The 20,314-nt window shown below is 70.3% G+C and carries 17 protein-coding genes; 6 read left to right on the forward strand and 11 right to left on the reverse strand.

Annotation, left to right across the window (positions count from 1 at the left end; all coding sequences use genetic code 11):
- Positions 1-33 precede the first annotated feature (33 nt).
- The 4 genes from glgX (at position 34) to glgB (ending at position 7,354) form a co-directional block, all read left to right on the forward strand.
- Positions 34-2,097, forward strand: coding sequence for a glycogen debranching protein GlgX (gene glgX / locus AS850_RS09200; protein WP_236940666.1), 2,064 nt, complete (start codon positions 34-36; stop codon positions 2,095-2,097).
- A gap of 16 nt (positions 2,098-2,113) precedes the next feature.
- On the forward strand, positions 2,114-2,599 hold the full coding sequence (gene ybaK / locus AS850_RS09205; protein WP_119868846.1) for a Cys-tRNA(Pro) deacylase: 486 nt from the start codon (positions 2,114-2,116) through the stop codon (positions 2,597-2,599).
- Positions 2,600-3,162: 563 nt separating this feature from the next.
- Positions 3,163-5,175, forward strand: coding sequence for an alpha-1,4-glucan--maltose-1-phosphate maltosyltransferase (locus tag AS850_RS09210; protein WP_173795187.1), 2,013 nt, complete (start codon positions 3,163-3,165; stop codon positions 5,173-5,175).
- Between the two features lie 10 nt (positions 5,176-5,185).
- Entirely contained in the window at positions 5,186-7,354 is a 2,169-nt protein-coding gene (gene glgB / locus AS850_RS09215) for a 1,4-alpha-glucan branching protein GlgB (RefSeq protein WP_119868847.1), read from the forward strand.
- A gap of 94 nt (positions 7,355-7,448) precedes the next feature.
- On the opposite strand, the gene AS850_RS09220 is transcribed toward glgB, so the two are convergent.
- Positions 7,449-8,417: a tetratricopeptide repeat protein gene (locus tag AS850_RS09220; RefSeq protein ID WP_119868848.1), complete on the reverse strand. Its 969-nt coding sequence runs from the start codon at positions 8,415-8,417 to the stop codon at positions 7,449-7,451.
- Positions 8,414-10,183 (reverse strand): hypothetical protein, encoded by a 1,770-nt coding sequence (locus AS850_RS09225; RefSeq protein WP_216819714.1) that lies wholly within the window; start codon positions 10,181-10,183, stop codon positions 8,414-8,416. Before AS850_RS09225 ends, AS850_RS09220 begins: the two co-directional genes overlap by 4 nt.
- Before the next feature lie 227 nt (positions 10,184-10,410).
- Here AS850_RS09225 and AS850_RS09230 point away from each other — a divergent pair, with 227 nt between their 5' ends.
- A complete protein-coding gene (locus tag AS850_RS09230) occupies positions 10,411-12,162 on the forward strand; it encodes a DivIVA domain-containing protein (protein WP_119868850.1) in 1,752 nt (583 codons plus the stop codon).
- Positions 12,159-13,217, forward strand: coding sequence for an AI-2E family transporter (locus AS850_RS09235; RefSeq protein ID WP_119868851.1), 1,059 nt, complete (start codon positions 12,159-12,161; stop codon positions 13,215-13,217). The genes AS850_RS09230 and AS850_RS09235 overlap by 4 nt, the downstream gene beginning before the upstream one ends.
- On the opposite strand, the gene AS850_RS09240 is transcribed toward AS850_RS09235, so the two are convergent.
- From AS850_RS09240 to rpsB, 9 genes are all read right to left on the reverse strand, one after another.
- Entirely contained in the window at positions 13,214-13,954 is a 741-nt protein-coding gene (locus AS850_RS09240) for an alpha/beta hydrolase (protein ID WP_173795188.1), read from the reverse strand. The two genes, AS850_RS09235 and AS850_RS09240, sit on opposite strands and share 4 nt — an antisense overlap.
- Complete coding sequence (locus AS850_RS09245) at positions 13,951-14,256, reverse strand: hypothetical protein (RefSeq protein ID WP_119868852.1); 306 nt, start codon at positions 14,254-14,256, stop codon at positions 13,951-13,953. The genes AS850_RS09240 and AS850_RS09245 overlap by 4 nt, the downstream gene beginning before the upstream one ends.
- A gap of 55 nt (positions 14,257-14,311) precedes the next feature.
- The gene (locus AS850_RS16810; protein ID WP_236940667.1) at positions 14,312-14,965 is read right to left on the reverse strand and encodes a lytic transglycosylase domain-containing protein; all 654 of its coding nucleotides are present in this window, start codon (positions 14,963-14,965) and stop codon (positions 14,312-14,314) included.
- 234 nt (positions 14,966-15,199) lie between these two features.
- Entirely contained in the window at positions 15,200-15,748 is a 549-nt protein-coding gene (locus AS850_RS09255; protein ID WP_119868853.1) for a DivIVA domain-containing protein, read from the reverse strand.
- A gap of 55 nt (positions 15,749-15,803) precedes the next feature.
- On the reverse strand, positions 15,804-16,778 hold the full coding sequence (locus tag AS850_RS09260) for a phosphatidate cytidylyltransferase (RefSeq protein WP_119868854.1): 975 nt from the start codon (positions 16,776-16,778) through the stop codon (positions 15,804-15,806).
- 19 nt (positions 16,779-16,797) lie between these two features.
- Positions 16,798-17,316 carry a ribosome recycling factor gene (gene frr / locus AS850_RS09265; protein ID WP_216819906.1) on the reverse strand — a complete coding sequence of 173 codons (519 nt, stop codon included), beginning with the start codon at positions 17,314-17,316 and terminating at the stop codon, positions 16,798-16,800.
- A gap of 82 nt (positions 17,317-17,398) precedes the next feature.
- Positions 17,399-18,118 (reverse strand): UMP kinase, encoded by a 720-nt coding sequence (gene pyrH, locus AS850_RS09270; RefSeq protein ID WP_119868856.1) that lies wholly within the window; start codon positions 18,116-18,118, stop codon positions 17,399-17,401.
- A 129-nt stretch (positions 18,119-18,247) separates the two neighbouring features.
- Entirely contained in the window at positions 18,248-19,075 is an 828-nt protein-coding gene (gene tsf, locus AS850_RS09275) for a translation elongation factor Ts (RefSeq protein WP_119868857.1), read from the reverse strand.
- Between the two features lie 45 nt (positions 19,076-19,120).
- Positions 19,121-20,116 carry a 30S ribosomal protein S2 gene (gene rpsB, locus AS850_RS09280; protein WP_119868858.1) on the reverse strand — a complete coding sequence of 332 codons (996 nt, stop codon included), beginning with the start codon at positions 20,114-20,116 and terminating at the stop codon, positions 19,121-19,123.
- Between the last annotated feature and the right edge of the window lie 198 nt (positions 20,117-20,314).

The raw sequence follows: 20,314 nt of genomic DNA on the forward strand, positions 1-20,314 counted from the left end.
GCCTTCACCCGCCGTTCATTTACTCTAAGACTCGTGACCGGAGTCCAGCTCGTGCGAGACGAACCCACCGCTGTCGATCCCCTGCGCGATCTGGGGCTCCACCACGGGCCGGACGGGCCCACGCTGCGTGTCTGGTCGGGGGCCGCCACGAGCGTCGACCTCGTCATCGACGACGCCCCTCAGGAGCGCGTCGTCCCGATGCGACGCGACGCCCACGGCGTCTGGACGGGCTCGGATCCGCGACTCACGCCGGGACGGCGCTACTGGCTGCGGGCCGACGGCCACCCGAAGAGCGCGCTGGGCGTCGTGACCCCGTTCGACCCGAAGGTCAACCTCCTCGACCCCTACGCGCGCGGTCTCGGCCGGACCGGCCGCGGCGAGTGGCGCGGCGTCGTCGTCGACGAGGCCTTCGACTGGGGCGGCGTCGAGAAGCCCCTGACCCCGCTCGACCACACGGTCGTGTACGAGGCGCACGTCCGCGGCTTCACGCGCCTGTCGCCGCACGTGCCGGAGGATCTCCGCGGCACCTACGCCGGGCTGGCCCACGAGTCCACCATCGCCTACCTGACGAATCTCGGCGTCACCGCCGTCCAGCTCCTGCCGGTCCACCAGCACGTCGACGAGCAGCGGCTCGTCGCGCAGGGGTTCGAGAACTACTGGGGTTACAACACCCTCTCCTACTTCGCCCCGCACGCCGGATACGCCTCCCGGGACGCCCAGCTCGCCGGAGCGTCGGCGATCCTGCGGGAGTTCAAGGGGATGGTGCGGCTCCTGCACGAGGCCGGCATCGAGGTGTGGCTCGACGTCGTCTACAACCACACGGCCGAGGAGGGCGAGGACGGCCCGGTGACGAGCCTCCGCGGGCTCGACGGCAGCTACTACCGGCACGACGCCGAGGGGCGGCCGATCGACGTCACCGGGTGCGGGAACACGCTCGACACGAGCCTCCCCGCCGCCCGACGCCTCGTGCTCGACTCGCTCCGGTACTGGGCGAACGAGCTGCAGATCGACGGGTTCCGCTTCGACCTGGCCGCGACCCTCGGCCGCGGTGCCGACGCGGTCTTCTCGCCCGACGACCCGCTCCTGACCGCGATCCGCGACGACGCGGCGCTCGCGGGCGTGAAACTCGTCGCCGAGCCCTGGGACGTCGGCCTCGGCGGCTGGCAGACGGGGAACTTCCCCGACGGCTGGAGCGAGTGGAACGACCGCTTCCGCAACCGGGCCCGCGATTTCTGGCTCCGCGACGTGGCGGACGCCCGGGCGGGCGGAGCGGCCCGGAACGGCCTGGGGAGCTTCGCGTCCAAGCTGAGCGGATCCAGCAACATCTACGCGCACGACCGGGGCCCGCTCGCGGGGGTCAACTTCATCACGGCGCACGACGGCTTCACGCTCGCCGACGTCGTCGCCTACGACCAGAAGCACAACCTCCGGAACGGCGAGGAGAACCGCGACGGCACCGACGACAACCGGTCGTTCAACCACGGGGTCGAGGGACCGACCGACAACCCGTGGATCCTCGACGCCCGGCGCAGGGCGAGTCGGAACCTCCTCGCGACGCTCCTGCTGTCGGCCGGGATCCCGATGATCACCGCCGGGGACGAGATCGGCCGGACCCAGCGGGGCAACAACAACGGCTACTGCAGCGACGACGAGATCTCCTGGGTCGATTGGCAGCTCGACGACGCCCGGGAGGCTCTCCTCGCCGACACGAAGGCGCTGATCCGGCACCGGCGGGAGAACCCCGCCCTCCGCCCGGTGCGCTTCGGCACCCAGGGGCGCGTCACGCTCTCGGCGACCGACATGAGCTGGTTCGGCGACGACGGCCTGCCGATGGCCGCCGACGCGTGGAACGACCCCCACCGGCGAACCCTCCAGTACCTGGCCGCGTCGACGCCCGAGACGGAGGAGTTCAACCGGGTCCTGGTCGTGGTCCACGGCTCGGAGACCTCCGTGACGGTGACCCTGCCGGAGGCTCCCGGGGTGAGCGGTTACGAACCCCTGTGGACGAGCGGCGACGTCTTCGACCCGGCCCCGAAGAAGCCGGGCGCGGGTCACGACCTGCACGGGCCGACCGTCACGCTCTGGCGCGTGTCGTGACCGCCTTCGTCGCCTCGTGAGCACCAGGGCGCCCGGCACACCCGCGACCGTCGCGCTCGAGCGGGCCGGGATCCCGTTCACCGCGCACACCTACGAGCACGCCGACACCGCGACGAACTTCGGCCTCGAGGCGGCGGCCCTGCTGCGGCTCGACGAGGAGCAGGTCTTCAAGACGCTCGTCACGGACGTGGACTCCCGCCTCGTGGTGGCGGTCGTACCAGTGTCCGGTCGTCTCGATCTCAAGGCGCTGGCGACGGCGGTCGGCGGGAAGAAGGCGCAGCTCGCCGATCCTCACCTCGCCGAGCGGCGCACCGGCTACATCGTCGGAGGCATCAGTCCGATCGGGCAGAAGACCGCTCTCGAGACGGTGGTGGACGAGACGGCGTGGCTGTTCGACACCGTCTTCGTGAGCGGCGGGCGCCGCGGCTTCGACATCGAGCTGACGCCGGACGACCTCCGCCGGGCGACCGGGGCGACGGTCGCGGCCATCGCGCGCGACTGACGCGTTCACCGACCCGGGCGGCTCCTGCCCGGCGTGAACCGCCGATCGACGTCGGACACACCGAAGTCCGCTCCGGATCGGGCATCCGGAGCGGACTTTCAGGGAGCCGGGCACGTTCGGGCGCGCCGGATCTCTGTCGACGACCACGCGACTCCGCGTTCGGGCGCGGAGCGGCGCCGTGGCGATCGCTCGGAGGGCGTCCCCGATTCGGGCGGGGGCGAGCCGGGCGGGTAGTCCCGGGTTCTCTCGAGAGCTGGTGATCGCGTGTCGTCGAGTCGGTGTGGGCACCGGCCGGGCTGATCGTCCCCGCCGGACGGCGATCGGTGGGGGCCGGTGGAGCTTCTCCGGACCGTTCCGTTCGTCGTGAGAGTGACATTACTGGTCCCCCAGAGTGCGGACAAGCGAACACGCCCGGGCCGGGTCCCCCAGAACGGGGGTGACTCCCGTATCCGCTGTTCGGCGGACACTCACTTGTCCCCCGATCGCGCCGCGGACCGCAGGATGCCCGTCCCCCGGTCATCCCGCCTGACCCGCCGACCCGCCAGACCGGGTACGGTCGATGCGTGGCGACGCGAGCAGAATCCAAGGCCGGAACACGAGTCGGGCGGATCCCCATCCAGGGCCTCCGCCCTCGAACCCCCGACGGCGTCTTCGACACGAAGGCGTTCGCGGGAGAGGTGGTGCCCTTCCAGGCGACCGTCTTCCGGGAGGGGCACGACATCATCGACGTCGCCCTGGTGACGATCGACCCGCGCGGGCAGGTGTCGAGGCGTCGCATGACCCCGGGCATCCCCGGCACCGATCTCTGGAGCGCCGAGGTCCTGTTCGAGGCCGAGGGCCTGCACACCTGGTTCGTCGAGGCGTGGAACGACGACTGGGCGACGTGGCTGCACGCCGCCGAGATCAAGATCCCCGTCGGCCAGGACGTCGACAACGTCTTCGCGTCGGGCCGCGAGCTCCTCGAGCGCGCCTCCAAGCGGGAGCCGGACAGCGTCCTCTACCGCGACGGCGCCAAGGCCCTCGGGAACGCCGGGCTCAGCCCGGCCGCGCGACTCCGGGTCGCCACCGACCAGCGGCTCGCCGCGGCGCTCCACGCGCGCCCTCTCGCCAGCCTCATCACCCAGAGCGGCAAGCAGCACCTCCGCGTCGAGCGCACGCGCGCCGCCGTCGGCAGCTGGTACGAGTTCTTCCCGCGCTCCGAGGGAGCCAAACGCCAGGAGGACGGTACCTGGAAGAGCGGCACGTTCCGCACCGCGGCGCGGCGGCTCCCCGCCATCTCGCGGATGGGCTTCGACGTCGTCTACATCCCGCCCGTCCACCCCATCGGGACGACGTTCCGCAAAGGGCCGAACAACAGCCTCGAGGCCGGCCCGAACGACCCCGGCTCGCCCTACGCCATCGGCTCCCCCGACGGCGGCCACGACGCCGTGCACCCCGACCTCGGGACGATCGAGGACTTCGAGTGGTTCGTCGGCGCCGCCCAGAACGTCGGCCTGGAGCTGGCCCTCGACCTGGCCCTGCAGTGCTCTCCCGACCACCCCTGGGTCGCGGAGCACCCGGAGTGGTTCACCACCCTCCCCGACGGCACCATCGCCTACGCCGAGAACCCGCCGAAGAAGTACCAGGACATCTACCCGCTCAACTTCGACAACGACTACGAGGGAATCAGCCGGGAGATCCGCCGCATCGTGCGGTTCTGGATCGACCGCGGCGTGACGATCTTCCGCGTCGACAACCCGCACACCAAGCCGGTGCACTTCTGGGAGTGGCTGCTGGAGGACATCCGGAGCGACCACCCGGAGGTCGTCTTCCTGGCGGAGGCCTTCACGAAGCCCGCCATGATGCAGGCGCTCGCCCAGGTCGGCTTCCAGCAGTCGTACACCTACTTCACGTGGCGGAACGAGAAGTGGGAGCTCGAGGAGTACCTCCGCGAGGTCTCCTCCGAGACGAGCCCGTGGTTCCGTCCGAACTTCTTCGTCAACACGCACGACATCCTCACCCCCTACCTGCAGTTCGGCGGTGTGCCCGCCTACAAGATCCGCGCGGCGATCGCGGCCACCGCGTCTCCCACCTGGGGCGTCTACTCCGGGTACGAGCTGGTCGAGAACGTCGCCCGGCCGGGCTCCGAGGAGAACATCGACAACGAGAAGTACGAGTTCAAGCCGCGCGACTGGCAGGCCGAGGAGGCGGCGGGCGCCTCCATCGCGCCGTACCTCACCCAGCTCAACCGGATCCGCGCCGCACATCCCGCCCTCCGCCAGCTCCGCAACCTGACGGTCCACGGCAGCGACGACGACGCGATCCTCGTCTACTCGAAGTACCTCGCCGGCGAGCACACCCGCTCCGGCCGCTCCGACGCGATCATCGTCGTCGTGAACACCGATCCCCACTCCGCCCGGGAGACGACGGTCCGGTTGGATCCGACCGCGTTCGGCGTCGCACCCGGCACCCGATTCACCGTCCGCGACCTCATCACCCAGCAGTCCTGGGTCTGGGGCGGAGACGACTACGTGCGGCTCGACGCCTTCGTCGAGCCGGCGCACATCCTCGCGGTCGACTTCAACCGCGCTCCCTAGGAGGTTCCCCATGCCCGAAAACACCCTCCTCGTGCCGGTCCTGGACCCCCACGAGTCGTACCTCGTGTCCATCGGGAGCCACCCGCACCCGCACCGGATCCTCGGCCCGCACCACCTCGACGCGGGAGTGCTCGTCCGTGTCCTCCGGCCGCTCGCCGAGTCCGTCACCCTCATCATCGAGACCGGTGCGCGCCTGTCGATGGCGCACGTCGGCAACGGGATCTGGGAGGCCCTGGCGATCATCGAGCCGGGCGCCTACTCCGTCGAGGCCACCTACGAGGGCGGCTCGCCCTGGACGACCGACGACCCCTACCGCTTCTGGCCGACCGTCGGCGAGGTCGACCTCTACCTCTTCGGCGAGGGTCGGCACGAGGAGCTGTGGCGCGTCCTCGGGTCGCACGTCAAGGAGCAGCAGGGCGTCCTCGGCACCTCCTTCGCGGTCTGGGCACCCCACGCCGGCGCCGTCCGGGTCAAGGGGGATTTCAACGGCTGGTACGGCGTCTCCCACGCCCTCCGCCGCCTCGACGGCAACGGCGTCTGGGAGCTCTTCGTCCCCGGGCTGACCGAGGGCACCTACAAGTACGAGCTCCTGACCGCCGACGGCCGCTGGGTCGAGCGGGCCGACCCCATGGCCCGGCAGGCAGAGACGCCCCCGCAGACGGCGTCCGTCATCACCCGCGCCCAGCACACCTGGGACGACGAGGCCTGGATGCGCAAGCGCGCGTCGGTCGAGCCGTCCAGCCAGGCCATGAGCGTGTACGAGCTCCACGTCGGATCCTGGCGCCCCGGCCTGTCCTACCGCGACCTCGCCGACCAGCTGATCGAGTACGTCTCCGATCTGGGCTTCACCCACGTCGAGTTCATGCCGCTCGCGGAGCACCCGTTCGGCGGCTCCTGGGGCTACCAGGTCTCCGGCTACTACGCTCCGACGTCGCGCTTCGGCTCCCCCGACGATCTCCGCTACCTGATCGACCGGCTCCACCAGGCCGACATCGGCGTGATCATGGACTGGGTGCCCGGGCACTTCCCGAAAGACGAGTGGGCGCTGGCGAAGTTCGACGGCCAGCCGCTCTACGAGCACAGCGACCCGCGGCTCGGCGAGCAGCCCGACTGGGGCACCCTGGTGTTCAACTTCGGCGACTCGCAGGTGCGCAACTTCCTCGTCGCGAACGCGCTCTACTGGCTGGAGGAGTTCCACATCGACGGCCTCCGCGTCGACGCCGTCGCCTCCATGCTCTACCTCGACTACAGCCGCGAGGAGGGCCAGTGGGTGCCGAACCGCTTCGGCGGGCGGGAGAATCTCGAGGCCATCTCGTTCCTCCAGGAGGCGAACGCCACGGCCTACAAGCGCTCCCCCGGCATCGTGATGATCGCCGAGGAGTCCACCTCGTTCCCCGGCGTCTCGCGCCCGACGAGCGAGGGCGGCCTCGGCTTCGGGATGAAGTGGAACATGGGCTGGATGCACGACTCGCTCGAGTACATCCAGCGCGACTCCCTCTACCGCAGCTACCACCACAACGAGATCACGTTCTCGTTCGTCTACGCGTTCAGCGAGAACTTCCTCCTGCCGATCAGCCACGACGAGGTCGTGCACGGCAAGGGCTCGCTCATCGGCAAGATGCCCGGCGACGACTGGCAGAAGCGCGCGAACCTCCGCGCCTACCTCGCCTTCATGTGGGGGCACCCGGGCAAGCAGCTGCTGTTCATGGGCTCCGAGTTCGGGCAGCCGTCCGAGTGGAGCGAGCAGCGCGGCCTCGACTGGTGGATCCTCGACCAGCCGACCCACCAGGGCATCCACGCCCTCGTCAAGAGCCTCAACACCAGCTACCGCGCCGAGCGTGCCCTCTGGGACCACGATTTCGACACGGACGGGTTCGAGTGGATCGAGGGCGGCGCGGCCGAGCAGAGCGTCGTGGCGTTCCTCCGGAAGTCGGACGACGGCGGCAAGATCGCGGTCCTCGCCAACTTCTCCGGTCAGCCCGTCACCCAGCGGCTGGGGCTCCCGGTCTCGGGTGTCTGGACCGAGATCCTCAACACCGACGCCGAGGCCTACGGCGGCTCCGGAGTCGGGAACCTCGGCAGCGTCACCGCGACCGACGACCCGTGGGGCGGACGGCCCGCCTCCGCCGAGGTCCAGCTGCCGCCGCTCGGCGTGATCTGGCTCCGACTCGAGAGCTGAGGAGCACCCTGCGACCGGAAGAGCCGGCCGCCCCCGTCGACGACGGAGGGCGGCCGGCTCTTCTTCGCGCGGGAGACCCCGGTGAGCGACGCCGCTAGTAGAGCAGCATCGTCAAGCGGCGCCGCGCCGCGGTGACGCTCGGCGCGTCGACCCCGACGATCTCGAAGTAGTCGAGGAGCCGCGTGCGGACGGCGTCGCGGCCGGCCTGGTCGAGCGCGGGGAAGAGCGTCAGGAGCCGGTCGAACGCGTCGTCGACGTGGCCGCCCGAGACGTCGAGGTCGGCGACCGCGAGCTGGGCGTCGACGTCCTCGGGCCCCGCGGCGGCGCGCGACCGGATGTCGGCCAGCGTCGCCCCCTGCAGGCGCTCGAGGAGCGACACCTGGGCGAGGCCGGCCACGGCGAGCTGGTCGCGCGGGTCCTGAGCGATCGCCAGCCGGTAGGCCTCCTGCGCGCGCTGGTAGTCGCCGGCCTCGATGGCGTCGTACGCCTCCTGGTGGTGCGGGGGCAGCGGCTCGGGCTCCGGTTCGCCCTGCTCGTCGGCGGGGGCCGCGGCCTCGTAGGGGACGCTCCCCGTCACGCCGTTCTGCTCCGCGAGCTGGAGGACCTGCTCGAAGACCTCCCGGACCTGCGCCTCCGGGAGAGCCCCGACGAAGAGCGACACGGGTCGACCGCCGATGACCGCAGCGACGGTCGGGATCGACTGCGCCTGGAACGCCTCGGTCAGCTGCGGATTCGTGTCGGCGTCGACCTTGGCGAGGACCAGTCGGCCCGCGTACTCCTCGACGAGCTTCTCGAGGATCGGTGAGAGCTGCTTGCAGGGCCCGCACCACTCGGCCCAGATGTCGACGATGACGGGGACCTCGCGGCTGAGGTCGAGGACGGCCGTGAACGTCTCGTCGGTGACGTCGACGACGAGCGACGTCGTGCCGCGCGCGCCCCGGGACGGCGCCGCGCCGTCGCCCTCCGCTCCGCCTCGCGCGGCGGGAGCCGCGGGCCGGTTGACGAGGGACGACAGGTCGACGGCTCCGCGGAGACTAGCGGGGGTCGGGGGGACGTTGCTCATGAAACCTCTTTCGCTGAGATCAAAGCCTGGCTGAAGCCGAGCAGCACGATCTTGTCGGTGCTGCCCACCTTCGGGACGGAGAAGAGCAGCTGCACGCCGTAGGTGGCCGTGATGCCCTTCGTGGACTTCGACACGCCGCTCAGCGACTTCACCTCGCCCTCGGTGTTGACCTCTGCGCCCGCCTTCGTCGGCTTGACCGTCTCGATCTCGTCGAGCGAGACGGACACGATGGCGCCCGCGGTCGTGTCGGCGAGGGCGATGATCGGGTCCGTGCCGTTCTGGCTGGAGTACGCGATCGACGCGGTCGTCGGCAGCTTCTTCGCCTTGGCGTCCTTGTAGGGCTTGCCGATCTTGTCGCGGAGGGTGTCGCCGTCCTTCTGGAAGGCGTCCGCCGACGAGCTCGCGTCGCCGTTCTTGAGGATGTCGGCGTACGCGGACGCCACCTTGTCGGGCTCCATGGCGAGCAGCTTCACGTCGGGCGCGAGTCGGGCGGCGCCGATGGTGGCGGACGGCACGTTGTCGACCTTCTCGCCGGCTTCGAGCCCGACGAGGTAGTCGACCTTGTAGGGGTCGCGGGCGGTCTCCTGCAGGAGCATGACGCCGACGGGGGCCGCCTTCGTGTCGGAGGCGTCGGAGACGACCGCGAACACCGTCCGGGGCCAGGAGTCGGCCTGCTGGGGCAGCATCACGCGGAGGGGACCCGTCGGGATCGACAGCGCGGGAGCGACCGACGAGTCGGCCTTGCGGATCGTGTAGTTGGCGGTGCGCTGCGCGAGGGCGGGCCCCGTGAAGCGCGTCTCTGCGAGCTTCGCGTCGAGGTTCTTGTCGGCCGAGGCCTGGACGGCGACGATGCGCTGCAGGATCCGCGACGCCTGCGCGTCGGTCACGGCGGGAGGCTGGAGGCCGTTCGAGGACGGCGACGTCGGGGTCGCCCCGGGCGTGGCGGCGGGTGAGGCGGCGTTCTGCCCGCCCTGCGGCCAGTACTCGGAGGAGCAGCCGGCGAGGCCCAGGGACGCGACGAGGACGACGGGGACGACCGCGATCATCCTGCGACCGGACCGGCGGCGCGGCCCGGCGGGGCCGCTGCCGAGGGCGAGCTTCCGCTCGGCGCGCACGGACCGCTGGCGCTCCACCCGGGGCAGCTTCGGCGGCTTACCCGTGCCGGAGGTGCGGCGCGGACCCCGGGTGCGCCGGTGGTGGCGGATGGCCCAGACGAAGAGCAGGATGCCCAGCAGGAAGACGACGAGCCCCGCGGTGACGAGCGGACCGACGAGCGGCGTCGCGGTCGAGAGAGGCCACGTGACGGAGACCTTCGTCGGGGCCGGGTCGGTCCCGTCGGACGCGATCAGGAGCGAGATGTCGTTCGGGGCGTCGAGACGGAAGTCGAGGCTCCTGCCGGAGTACTGCTGGTACCAGAGGTCGGAGTCCGCCGGATCGGCGGCCTCCGCACCGCTGCCCGCGACGGTCTTCGAGACCAGTTCGCCCGACGTCTGGTCGAAGCGGACGGAGTTGTAGGAGGAGTCGCCCACCCAGCCGGCGATGTCGCTGGAGCGACCGTAGGCCGCGAAAGCTTTGGACCCGCCGGAGACGGTGATCGTCTCGACGCCGTCGTGGCCCTTCAGAGCCGAGGCCGGGATGACCGTGACCGGGGCGCTGGAGGTCGTGGTGACCGTGGAGGTGACGCTCTCGGGAGGAGCGAAGACCGTTCGCTGAGCCAACCCGAGCAGCACCAGCAGTGCTGCCACCACCAGGGTGACGACAGCCAAGACGAAACGCACGCTTTTTCTCCCTTCGTGCCACCATCCGGGATCTGGCGGCAGCGAATTTAAGACGGTTCAGGATAGCCGACGTCTCTGAGAGCAACCTAGCCTCCGCCCGAGCCGCCGTATCCCGCTAAAATGCGGAGGTTCGCCCTCACTCGGCGGCGGACTCCCCCACCGCTACCGCGCGCGCCCTGCCAGACGTCCGGGCCGCGCACCACCAGGGAGACATCGTGGCCACTGACGAGGCTGAATTCGGAACCGAACTCCGCGGGTACCGCAAAGAAGAGGTCGACAAGGCCCTGAACGAGCTGCGCCGCGAACTCATCAAGGCGAACGCCGATCGCGCCGAGTCGGCGAACGAGACCCGTCAGCTCGCTCAGCGCATCGAGGCGCTCGAGGACGAGCTGGAGGAGGTCGGGCACCCCAGCTACAAGGGGCTCGGAGCCAAACTGGAGAACACGCTCCGCCTGGCCGAGGAGCAGTCGAACGACCTCATCGCGAAGACGGAACGCGAGGCGAGCGAGCTGCGCACCACGTCCTCGGCCGAGGCCCAGCGCGCGGTCGAGGAGGCTCACGAGCGCTCCGCCGACATCCTCGACGACGCCCGCGGTCGCGCCGCGGCCCAGATCGAGGAGTCGACGGGAGAGGCCGACCGGCTCGTGTCCCGCGCCCGCGCCGACGCCGCCGCGATGATCGAGGACGCCGAACGGGACGCCGCCGCGACGCGGACGACGGCCAGCACCGAGGCCGCCGAGGCGCTCTCGACGGCCCGACGAGAGGCCGCCGCCCTCCGAGCGGAAGCCGAGCGCGAGGTCGCCGAACTGCGCTCGCGGGTCGACGCCGACCTCGCCGCCGCTCGCGACGAGGCCGCCACGCTCGCCCGCGACACCGCGGAGTTCCGGGCCCTCCTCACGAGCGACACGGAGCGCCAGCGGGCCGATCTCGACAACGAGGGCCGCACCGTCCGCGACGAGCTCGCCCGCCTCGACGAGACGACCCGCGCCGAGCTCGCGCGGGAGATCCAGGCCCGCCGGGCCGACCTCGATCGCGAGGTGCTCAACACCCGCGCCGAACTCGACGACGACCGCGACAACCAGCGCGCCGAGCTGGAGCGCGAGATCAGCGCAGCCCGCGCCGCCCTCGCGAACGACGCCGAGACCACGCGGCTCGCTCTCGAGCGCGAGGCCGAGACCACGCGAGCCGACCTCGACCGCGAGGTCGAGGAGGCCCACCACGACATCGAGGCCGCCCGACTGGCCAGCCGCGAGGAGATCGAGCGCACCACCCGCCAGACCCGGGAGCAGATCGAGCGCGATGTGGAGCAGACGCGGGAGCGCCTCGCCAGAGAGACCGCCGAGCAGGCCGCACGACTCCAGGACGAGGCCGACCGAGCCCACGCCGATCTCGCCGCCGACCTCGCCGAGACCCGTGCCCGCCTCGCGCACGACGACGAGGAGCAGCGCGCTCGGCTCCGGAACGAGCGCGAGACCCTCGAGGCCGAGATCGCGGCCGAGCGCGAGCGCGTGGCGGCAGAACTGGCCGCCGAGGCCGAGACCCGTCGTCGCGACCTCGACGTCGAGCTCGCCCAGCGCCGAGACGAGGCTGAGCAGGACTTCGTGCAGCGGCACGACGACGCCGTGGCCGAGACGCAGACGTTCCTCGACGAGGCCAACGCGCAGCTCGCCGAGGTGACCCAGCGCGCCGAGACGAAGCGGCGCGAGGCACGGAAGGCCGAGGAGAGCGCCTACAACGACGCGCGCAAGATCCGCTCCGACGCCGACCGCGTCAGCAGCGAGACGCTCCGCAACGCCGAGAGCCGCGCCGAGTTCCTCGTGTCCGACGCGGAACGCCGCGCCCGTGACATCATCGGAGACGCGGAGGAGCGCCTCGCCGACATCACCCGCGAACGCGAATCCGTCGCCACCTACTTCGAGAACCTCCGGGGGATGGTCGGCCAGATCGAACAGGTCTCCCCCGAGTGAGAATCCACAACCCCTACCGGCTCGGCCTCTTCGGCGGGCTCGGCGTCCTGAGCGCGGTCGTCATCGGAGCCGCCATCGGCGAGCTCTCGACGATCCTCACCTACTGCGGCGTCGCCCTCTTCCTGGCGCTGGGCCTCGACCCGGTCGTCCAGTGGCTCGAGAACCGCAAGCTGCCGCGCCCCCTCGCGATCACCATCGTCATGGTGGCCGTGCTGCTGGCCTTCGTCGGCGTCGTGTTCGCGATCGTCCCCACGATCATCAGCCAGACGACCGACCTCGTGAACAACCTGGCGACCTACCTCCAGAGCGTCACGGCCAAGCAGTTCGTCGACAACCTGCAGTCGCTGGTCCCCGAGAGCGTCTTCAACGTGCAAGACGCCCTGAACGGCGTCATCGGCTTCCTCACCGATCCCAAGAACGTCGTCGCCATCGGCGGCGGCGTGCTCGCCGTCGGCGTCGCCATCGGCAACGGGGTGGCCGGCACCATCGTCGTGCTCATCCTCACGCTCTACTTCATGGCGTCGCTCAACAGCATGAAGGGCGGGCTCTACCAGCTCGTCCCGAAGTCGAACCGCTCGGAGTTCGCCCGGCTCTCCGATGCGATCAGCCGCTCCGTCGGCCGCTACGTCATCGGCCAGGTGGCCCTGGCGCTCCTGAACGGTGTCCTGAGCTTCGTCGTCCTGTCTATCGCAGGAGCCCAGCTCCCGGCCTTCTTCGCCTTCATCGCGTTCATCGGCGCACTGATCCCCCTCGTCGGCACCGTCAGCGCCGCGGCGATCATCGTCCTCGCCCAGGTCGCGCTCCTGCCGCTCAGCCCCGCCACCTGGATCTTCCTGGCGATCTGGTACCTGGTCTACATGCAGGTGGAGGCCTACATCCTGGCTCCCCGCGTGATGCGCCAGGCCGTCAAGGTGCCCGGCGTCATCGTCATCATCTCGGCGCTCGTGGGCGGCACGCTGCTGGGCGTGCTGGGAGCACTGATCGCCGTCCCCGTCGCTGCGGCCGTGCTCCTCATCGTGCGCGAGGTGGTCATACCGAGGCAGAACGCCCGCTAACGCTCCGAGCCGGGCTCCGGCCAGGTCTCGCCGAGCGGCAGGGCCCGCGGGTTGACGACGCGGACGATCTCGCTGAGAACACGCCGGGTCTGGTTCTCGCCGACCCACAGGTGCTTGCCGTTCTCCACCTCGATCAGTTCCGTCTCGGGCACCGCGGCGAACCTCTCGCGCGCCTCGGCGGGCCGCAGGAAGTCGTCGAACTCCGGGATCAGAGCCACGAGCCTCCTGCCGGAGCCTGCCCAGCGCGCGAGCTCGTCGGGGCGCGCGCGACGGAGTGGAGGCGAGAGCAGGATCGCGCCCGCGATGTCGTGCTCGAGTGCGTGCTTCAGGGCGACCTCCGTGCCGAACGACCAGCCCACCAGCCACGGGGTCGGGAGCCCCCGCTCGCGGAGGAACGCGACCGCTGCGGCGAGGTCGAACCGCTCCGTCTCGCCGTCGCCGAACTCGCCCTCCGACCGGCCCCGGGGCGACGAGGCGCTGCGGAAGTTGAACCGGAGGACGGCGAGGTCGGCCTGCGCCGGGAGCCGGGCCGACGCCTTGCGGAGCACATGGCTGTCCATGAAGCCGCCGGCCGTGGGCAGAGGGTGCAGGGTCAGCAGAGTGGCCACGGGCTCCCGGTCGACCGGGACGGCCAGTTCGCCGACGAGCGTGAGACCGTCGGAGGTCTGCAGCTCGATGTCGGTGCGGACGGCGGGCAGCAGGACGCCGCCCTTCACCTCGACGGACGGGTCGGTCACGAGATCCTCCAGCAGTGGGTGTGCCAGTGACGGCGAGCGGCGAGGTCGGCCTCCTCGCCGAAGAGGCCGTCGGCGCGCCAGGCGACGATGTGCGGCGTGCCGGGAGCGACCGTCAACTCGCACCCCGGGCAGACGTACGACTTCGTGGACGACGTGCCGGCTATGGCCTGGACGACGAAGTCGCGGCCCCGCCGGGACTCCACGTGCTGACCGCCGTAGAGAACGCGCGAGAGATCCGAGCCCTCGGAATCGTCACGCCTCGGCCCGAATCGGCTGCTGCGAGGTCGGTTGCTTCGGGGCATGAGTCCACCCTATCGACGCCAGGACGCCCCCCGGGATGCGGAGGACGCGTGCCGATCAATACCAGTTGAAGGCTTCGGAGTGCGCCCAGGCGCCGCAGGGGTTCCCGTAGCGGCCCTGGATGTAGTTGAGGCCCCAGGTGATCTGGGTGGAGGCGCTCGTCTGCCAGTCGGCACCGACGGAGGCCATCTTGCTGCCCGGGAGGGCCTGCGGGATGCCGTAGGCGCCGGAGGGGTTGGAGGCGTAGACGTTCCAGCCGGACTCCCTGTTCCAGAGCGACACCAGGCAGTTGAACTGCGAGGAGTCCCAGCCGCGCGCGGCGACGAGCTGGGCGCCGATCGCCTGCGCGCTGCCCGGCGTGGGAGCGGCGGCCGCGGGGGCAGCGACGACGGCGGACTGGACGGCGGCGCCCGATCCCGTGGCGGTCGCATCGGCGACGGGCGCGGCGGCGACGACCTTGGGCTTCACGACGACGGGCGGCGTGTAGTTGACCGTGTAGGCGTCGCGGGCGGCGGAGACGCTGCTGCCCGCCGCGACGGTGAAGGTCTGACCGGCGACTGCACGGGCGGTCCCGGCCGGAGCCACGACCGTCGAGGCGTCGGGGGTGGCCGCGTAGGCACCCGACAGCGGGTTGACCAGGGAGGCGGAGACGAACGCGAAGCTCGCGGCGAAGCCGACCATCGGAAGGACCACGCGCTTGCTGCGGAGCACCGAGCTCCGGAACGAGGCCGGAGCCGCTACACGGGCGCTCGAGGCGGCCGGCTGCGGGAGACGCCGCACGGGCTGTGCCGCCCGGGGTCGCTCGGTCGCCGACCGGGTGTGTTGTCCCGCCCCTGTCGCGATGGTGCCGCGCGAGGGACGACTTTTACCGGATACGTGAACTGCCGCGTGCCTGCCCATAAGTTCTCCGAGTGTAACGGAAGGATCACGGACTGCCAAGGCGCCTCACCGAACGGCGAGCATCACATCCACGACGCTGTCGAGGACGAGGTCGACCTGACCCTCGCGGTAGCCGCCCCGCCGGGGACGGAAGACGCTCGTCCGGACGTCCTCGATGCTGAGGGGCCGACCCTCCGAGAAATACCCGCGGAGCTTGGTCACGAACGCGTCGACGTCGCTCGGGTGATAGCCCGTCGTCAGGAACGAGACCCGGTCGAAGCGGTGGCCGGCGGGACGCTCGAGCCGCTGCACGATGGCCTCCGCGAGCTCGCGGGCCTCCGAGAACCACGTCTCGTCGCCGGTCTGACGGAGTACGCGCTCCCGCTCCCTCATGGCGAAGGCGTCCTCGAGCCGCTCGAGGGCGGAATCGACGTGCTGCGGCGCGTAGCCGCCCTTGACCATCGAGAAGGCGGTGTGTCGGATGCTCTCCGCGTCGATGCTCCGGGCGTCCGCCTCACCCGCGTACGCGCTCCGCGCCTCCTGCAGGAACGTCTCGACCTGCTCGACGTCGTAGCCGCGCTCGGACCCGGTCACCTTCGGAAATGTCGCACTCACGCGCCCATTGTGCCGCAAAGAGTCGTGCGGGATGCGCGGGGCGCGCGAGCTCGCGTCAGTGCGCGAAGATCAGGTAGAGGCCGTACGCCGCCACCGCCGACGGCAGCGTGCTGTCGAGCCGGTCGAGGAAGCCTCCGTGGCCCGGAAGCCACGTGGAGATGTCCTTGATGCCGAGGTCGCGCTTGATGAGCGACTCCGTCAGGTCGCCGACCGTCGCGGTGATCGTGAGGACCGCACCGAGGATGAGGCCGAGCCACCAGGCCTCGTGGATCATGAAGAGCGAGATCAGGACACCCGTGATCATCGCCGCGGCGGCCGATCCGGCGAAACCCTCCCACGTCTTCTTGGGGCTGATGCGCGGGGCCATCGGGTGCTTGCCGAAGTTGAGCCCCGTCGCGTAGGCACCCGTGTCGACCGCGATCACGACGATGAGGGAGCCGAGCGCCCACCACTGCCCGCCGTCCTGGGCGGCGAGGAGCACGAGGAACGTGCCGAGGAAGGTCGTGTAGATCTGGACGAATGCCCCGGCGGCGAGGTCGCGCCAGAGGTCGACGGCTCCGGTCCGCTTGCCGGGGGCGAGCTCCGTCGCGAGACGCCAGAGCGTCACGACGACGATGCCGCCGAGGAGGGCGAGCCAGTGCCCCTCCGCCCGGTAGAAGTAGGCGAAGGGCACGACCGCGAGAGCGACGATGGCACTGGGGACGCGGGGCACGTCGCGCCCGGCGAACCGCAGAGCGCTCGTCAACTCGATGACCATGAAGACCACCAGGATGGCCGCCACGATCATGAAGAGCGGCTTGAAGAGCACGAGGCTCAGCAGGACCGACCCGCCGAGGCCGACGCCGATGCCGATCGCGGCCGGAAGGTTGCGCCCGGTGCGCTCCGTCAGCTTGACATTGCGCGCTTCGAGCCGGTCGCGCTGAGCGCGCAGCTGCGCCTCGAGATCATGCCTGGCGGCCTGCGCCCGCGCATCGAAGTCGGCTCGCCGCGAGCCGGCGGGGGGAACGTCTCGCCCTGAATCGTCTTTCACGTGTGATGACCCGGAGCCGTCAGACCTCGAGGAGCTCCGCTTCTTTCCGCTTCAGCGCCTCGTCGATCTGGTCGACGTAGCTCTTCGTGATCGTCTCGAGCTCCTTCTCGGCGCGGGCGACCTCGTCGTCTCCGACCTCGGTCTTCTGCGCGTCGAGGTCGTCTTTCGCGCGGCGACGGATGTTGCGGATCGCCACCTTGGCGTCCTCGCCCTTCGAGCGGACGATCTTGACGAACTCCTTGCGGCGGTCCTGCGTCAGCTCGGGGATCGTCACGCGCACGATGGTGCCGTCGTTGCTCGGGTTGGCACCGAGGTTCGGGAAGGTCGCGATGGCCTTCTCGATCTCCTTGAGAGCCGACTTGTCGTAGGGCGTCACGATCAGCGTGCGTGCCTCCGGCGCCTGCAGCGACGCGAGTTGCGCCAGCGGGGTCGGCGTGCCGTAGTAGTCGACCGGGATCTTCTGGAAGAGCGCCGGGTTGATGCGGCCGGTCCGGACGGTGTTGAAGTCGTCTTTCGCGACGTCGACGGCCTTGCCCATCTTGTCTTTGGTCTCGGTCAGTACGTCAGTGATCGCCACAATGCTCCTTAGGTCTCTGGGAAGCTTACCCGGGAGGGCGAGCTCAGTTGCTGACCAGCGTGCCGATGCGCTCGCCCCGGATGGCGCGGGCGACGTTCCCCTCGCCCTCCATGCCGAACACGTGCATCGGCATGCCGTTGTCCATGCAGAGGCTGAACGCCGTCGAGTCGACGACCTTGAGCCCCTGGACCAATGCCTCCTGGTAGGTGAGGCGGTCGAGCTTGATCGCCGACGGGTCTTTCTTCGGGTCGCCCGTGTAGACGCCGTCGACGCCGTTCTTGGCCACGAGGACCTCGTCGGCGCCGATCTCGAGGGCGCGCTGGGCGGAGACCGTGTCGGTCGAGAAGTACGGCAGGCCGGCGCCGGCACCGAAGATGACGATGCGACCCTTCTCGAGGTGACGCCCCGCGCGACGCGGGATGTACGGCTCGGCCACCTGCGTCATGGCGATCGCGGACTGGACGCGTGTCGCGGCTCCTGCCTGCTCCAGGAAGTCCTGGAGGGCGAGAGCGTTCATGACCGTGCCCAGCATGCCCATGTAGTCGGCCCGCCCCCGGTCCATGCCGCGCTGGCTGAGCTCGGCGCCGCGGAAGAAGTTGCCGCCGCCGACGACGATCGCCACCTCGACGTCGGACGAGGCCTCGGCGATCTCCTTGGCCAGCCCCGACACGACGTCGGGGTTGACGCCGAGGGAGCCGCCGCCGAAGGCCTCTCCCGAGAGCTTGAGGAGGACGCGCCTGCGTGTGGTCTTCGAAGTGGTCATCGGTCGTCTCCCTCGGTGATGGCTTCCGCCAGGTTATCCAGTTCGTGGTGCCCCGTGTTCGCGTCGGAACCCGGGCGCAGAAAACGGGGCCCGAGACGACGGATCGTCTCGGGCCCCGTTCGAGTGCTGCTAGGAGCCGACCTTGACCCGGGCGAAGCCCGAGATGGTCATGCCGGCGTCGCTCAGGACCTTCTCCACGGAGAGCTTCGAGTCTTTCGCGTAGGGCTGGTCGAGCAGGGCGATCTCCTTGAAGAAGCCCGTCAGGCGACCCTCGATGATCTTGGGCAGCGCCGCCTCCGGCTTGCCCTCGTTCTTCGCGGTCTCCTCGACGATGGCGCGCTCGCGAGCGACCTCCTCGGCGGGGACCTCGTCGCGGCTCAGGACCTTCGGCGCTGCGAAGGCGATGTGCTGCGCGATGGAGCGGGCCGTCTCGGCGTCGCCGCCGGTGTAGCCCACGACCACGCCGACCTGCGGGGGCAGGTCTTTGGAGGTCTTGTGCAGGTAGATCGCGAACTGCTCGCCGGGGACCGAGGCGACCGTGCGGAGCTCGACCTTCTCGCCCAGCAGGGCGGCCTCGTCGTTCACGAGCTCACCGACGGTCTGGCCGGCGGCAGGAGCCGCGTTGCCGGACTCCGCGTCGGTCGCGCCGGACGCGGCGACCGCGTCGAGCACGGTCTCCGCGAGAGCGATGAACTTGTCGTTCTTCGCGACGAAGTCGGTCTCGCTGGCGAGTTCGATGAGGGTCGCGGAGCCCGCGCCCTCCTTCGCCGTGACGAGGCCGGCGGTGGTCGTGCGACCCTCGCGCTTGGCGACGCCCTTCAGGCCCTTGACGCGGAGGATCTCGATCGCCTTGTCGAGGTCGCCGTCGGCCTCGACGAGAGCGTTCTTGCTGTCGAGCATGCCCGCGCCGAGACGGTCACGGAGAACCTTGACGTCGGCGAGTGAGTAGTTGGCCATGGCTGTGCCCACCTTTCGTGGATCTGGCTTGCTGAAAAAGGGGAATTACTTGGAGGCGGCTTCGGCGTCGATCGCGGCGGCGTCGGGGTCGACGGCGGCAGCGGTCTCGGCGTCCGGCGTGGCGACCGGCTCGGCGACGGGGTCGCCCAGGGGCTTCCCGGCGACCTGCGCGTCGGCGTCGTTCTCCTCGACGGGCTCGACGACGGCCGTCTCGGCAGCGGCGGGCTCGGCAGCGGCGGGCTCGGCGGCCGGCGCAGCAGCGTCGGTCGTCTCGGACGCGGCGTCCTGCGCGAGGAGCTCGGCCTCCCACTCGGCCAGGGGCTCGACGGGCTGCTCGCCCTCCTCGGGCTTCTGGTGACGCTGGATGAGGCCCTCGGCGGCGGCGTCGGCGACGATGCGCGTGAGCAGGCCCACGGAGCGGATGGCGTCGTCGTTGCCCGGGATCGGGAACTGGATCTCGTCGGGGTCGCAGTTCGTGTCGAGGATGCCGATGACCGGGATGCCCAGCTTCTTGGCCTCGTCGATCGCGAGGTGCTCCTTCTTGGTGTCGACGACCCAGAGGGCCGACGGCGTCTTCGTGAGGTTGCGGATACCGCCGAGCGTCTTGTGCAGCTTGTCGAGCTCGCGCTTCTTGATCAGAAGCTCTTTCTTGGTGAAGCCCTGCGTGGTGTCGTCGAAGTCGATCTCCTCGAGCTCCTTCATGCGGGCGAGGCGCTTCGAGACGGTCTGGAAGTTGGTCAGGAGACCACCGAGCCAGCGCTGGTTGACGAAGGGCTGGCCGACGCGGATGGCCTGCTCGGAGATGGAACCCTGAGCCTGCTTCTTCGTGCCGACGAAGAGGATGGTGCCGCCGTGCGCGACGGTCTCCTTGACGAAGTCGTAGGCCTTGTCGATGTAGCCGAGCGACTGCTGGAGGTCGATGATGTGGATGCCGGAGCGCTCGGCGAGGATGAAGCGCTTGACCTTCGGGTTCCAGCGGCGGGTCTGGTGTCCGAAGTGGACGCCGCTGTCGAGCAGCTGGCGGATGGTGACGACGGCCATGGCCGTTCTCCTTCTCTTCGCACGCGATCGCGTGCGTGTTCTCGGTTGGATGGACGACCGGTCGGTCGCCTCTGCCTGGTGCCCGGGCGCGCATCCGCCCCGCGGAGAACCGAGGGGACCGATTGGATGCGGAGGCCGTGGTGTCCGGTCGAGACGACCGGAGCAGGGCACGCGAAGTCAGCCTGCTGAGCAGACTGC

Source organism: Frondihabitans sp. 762G35, from assembly GCF_002074055.1.
In the GTDB taxonomy this organism is placed as follows: domain Bacteria; phylum Actinomycetota; class Actinomycetes; order Actinomycetales; family Microbacteriaceae; genus Frondihabitans.

What these genes read in the sequence shown, in the direction of transcription:
- glgB (WP_119868847.1), top strand. Translation starts at nt 5,186, where the DNA reads ATGCCCGAAAACACCCTCCTCGTGCCGGTCCTGGACCCCCACGAGTCG.
- AS850_RS09220 (WP_119868848.1), bottom strand. Translation starts at nt 8,417, where the DNA reads ATGAGCAACGTCCCCCCGACCCCCGCTAGTCTCCGCGGAGCCGTCGAC.
- AS850_RS09245 (WP_119868852.1), bottom strand. Translation starts at nt 14,256, where the DNA reads ATGCCCCGAAGCAACCGACCTCGCAGCAGCCGATTCGGGCCGAGGCGT.
- frr (WP_216819906.1), bottom strand. Translation starts at nt 17,316, where the DNA reads ATGGGCAAGGCCGTCGACGTCGCGAAAGACGACTTCAACACCGTCCGG.
- pyrH (WP_119868856.1), bottom strand. Translation starts at nt 18,118, where the DNA reads ATGACCACTTCGAAGACCACACGCAGGCGCGTCCTCCTCAAGCTCTCG.
- tsf (WP_119868857.1), bottom strand. Translation starts at nt 19,075, where the DNA reads ATGGCCAACTACTCACTCGCCGACGTCAAGGTTCTCCGTGACCGTCTC.
- rpsB (WP_119868858.1), bottom strand. Translation starts at nt 20,116, where the DNA reads ATGGCCGTCGTCACCATCCGCCAGCTGCTCGACAGCGGCGTCCACTTC.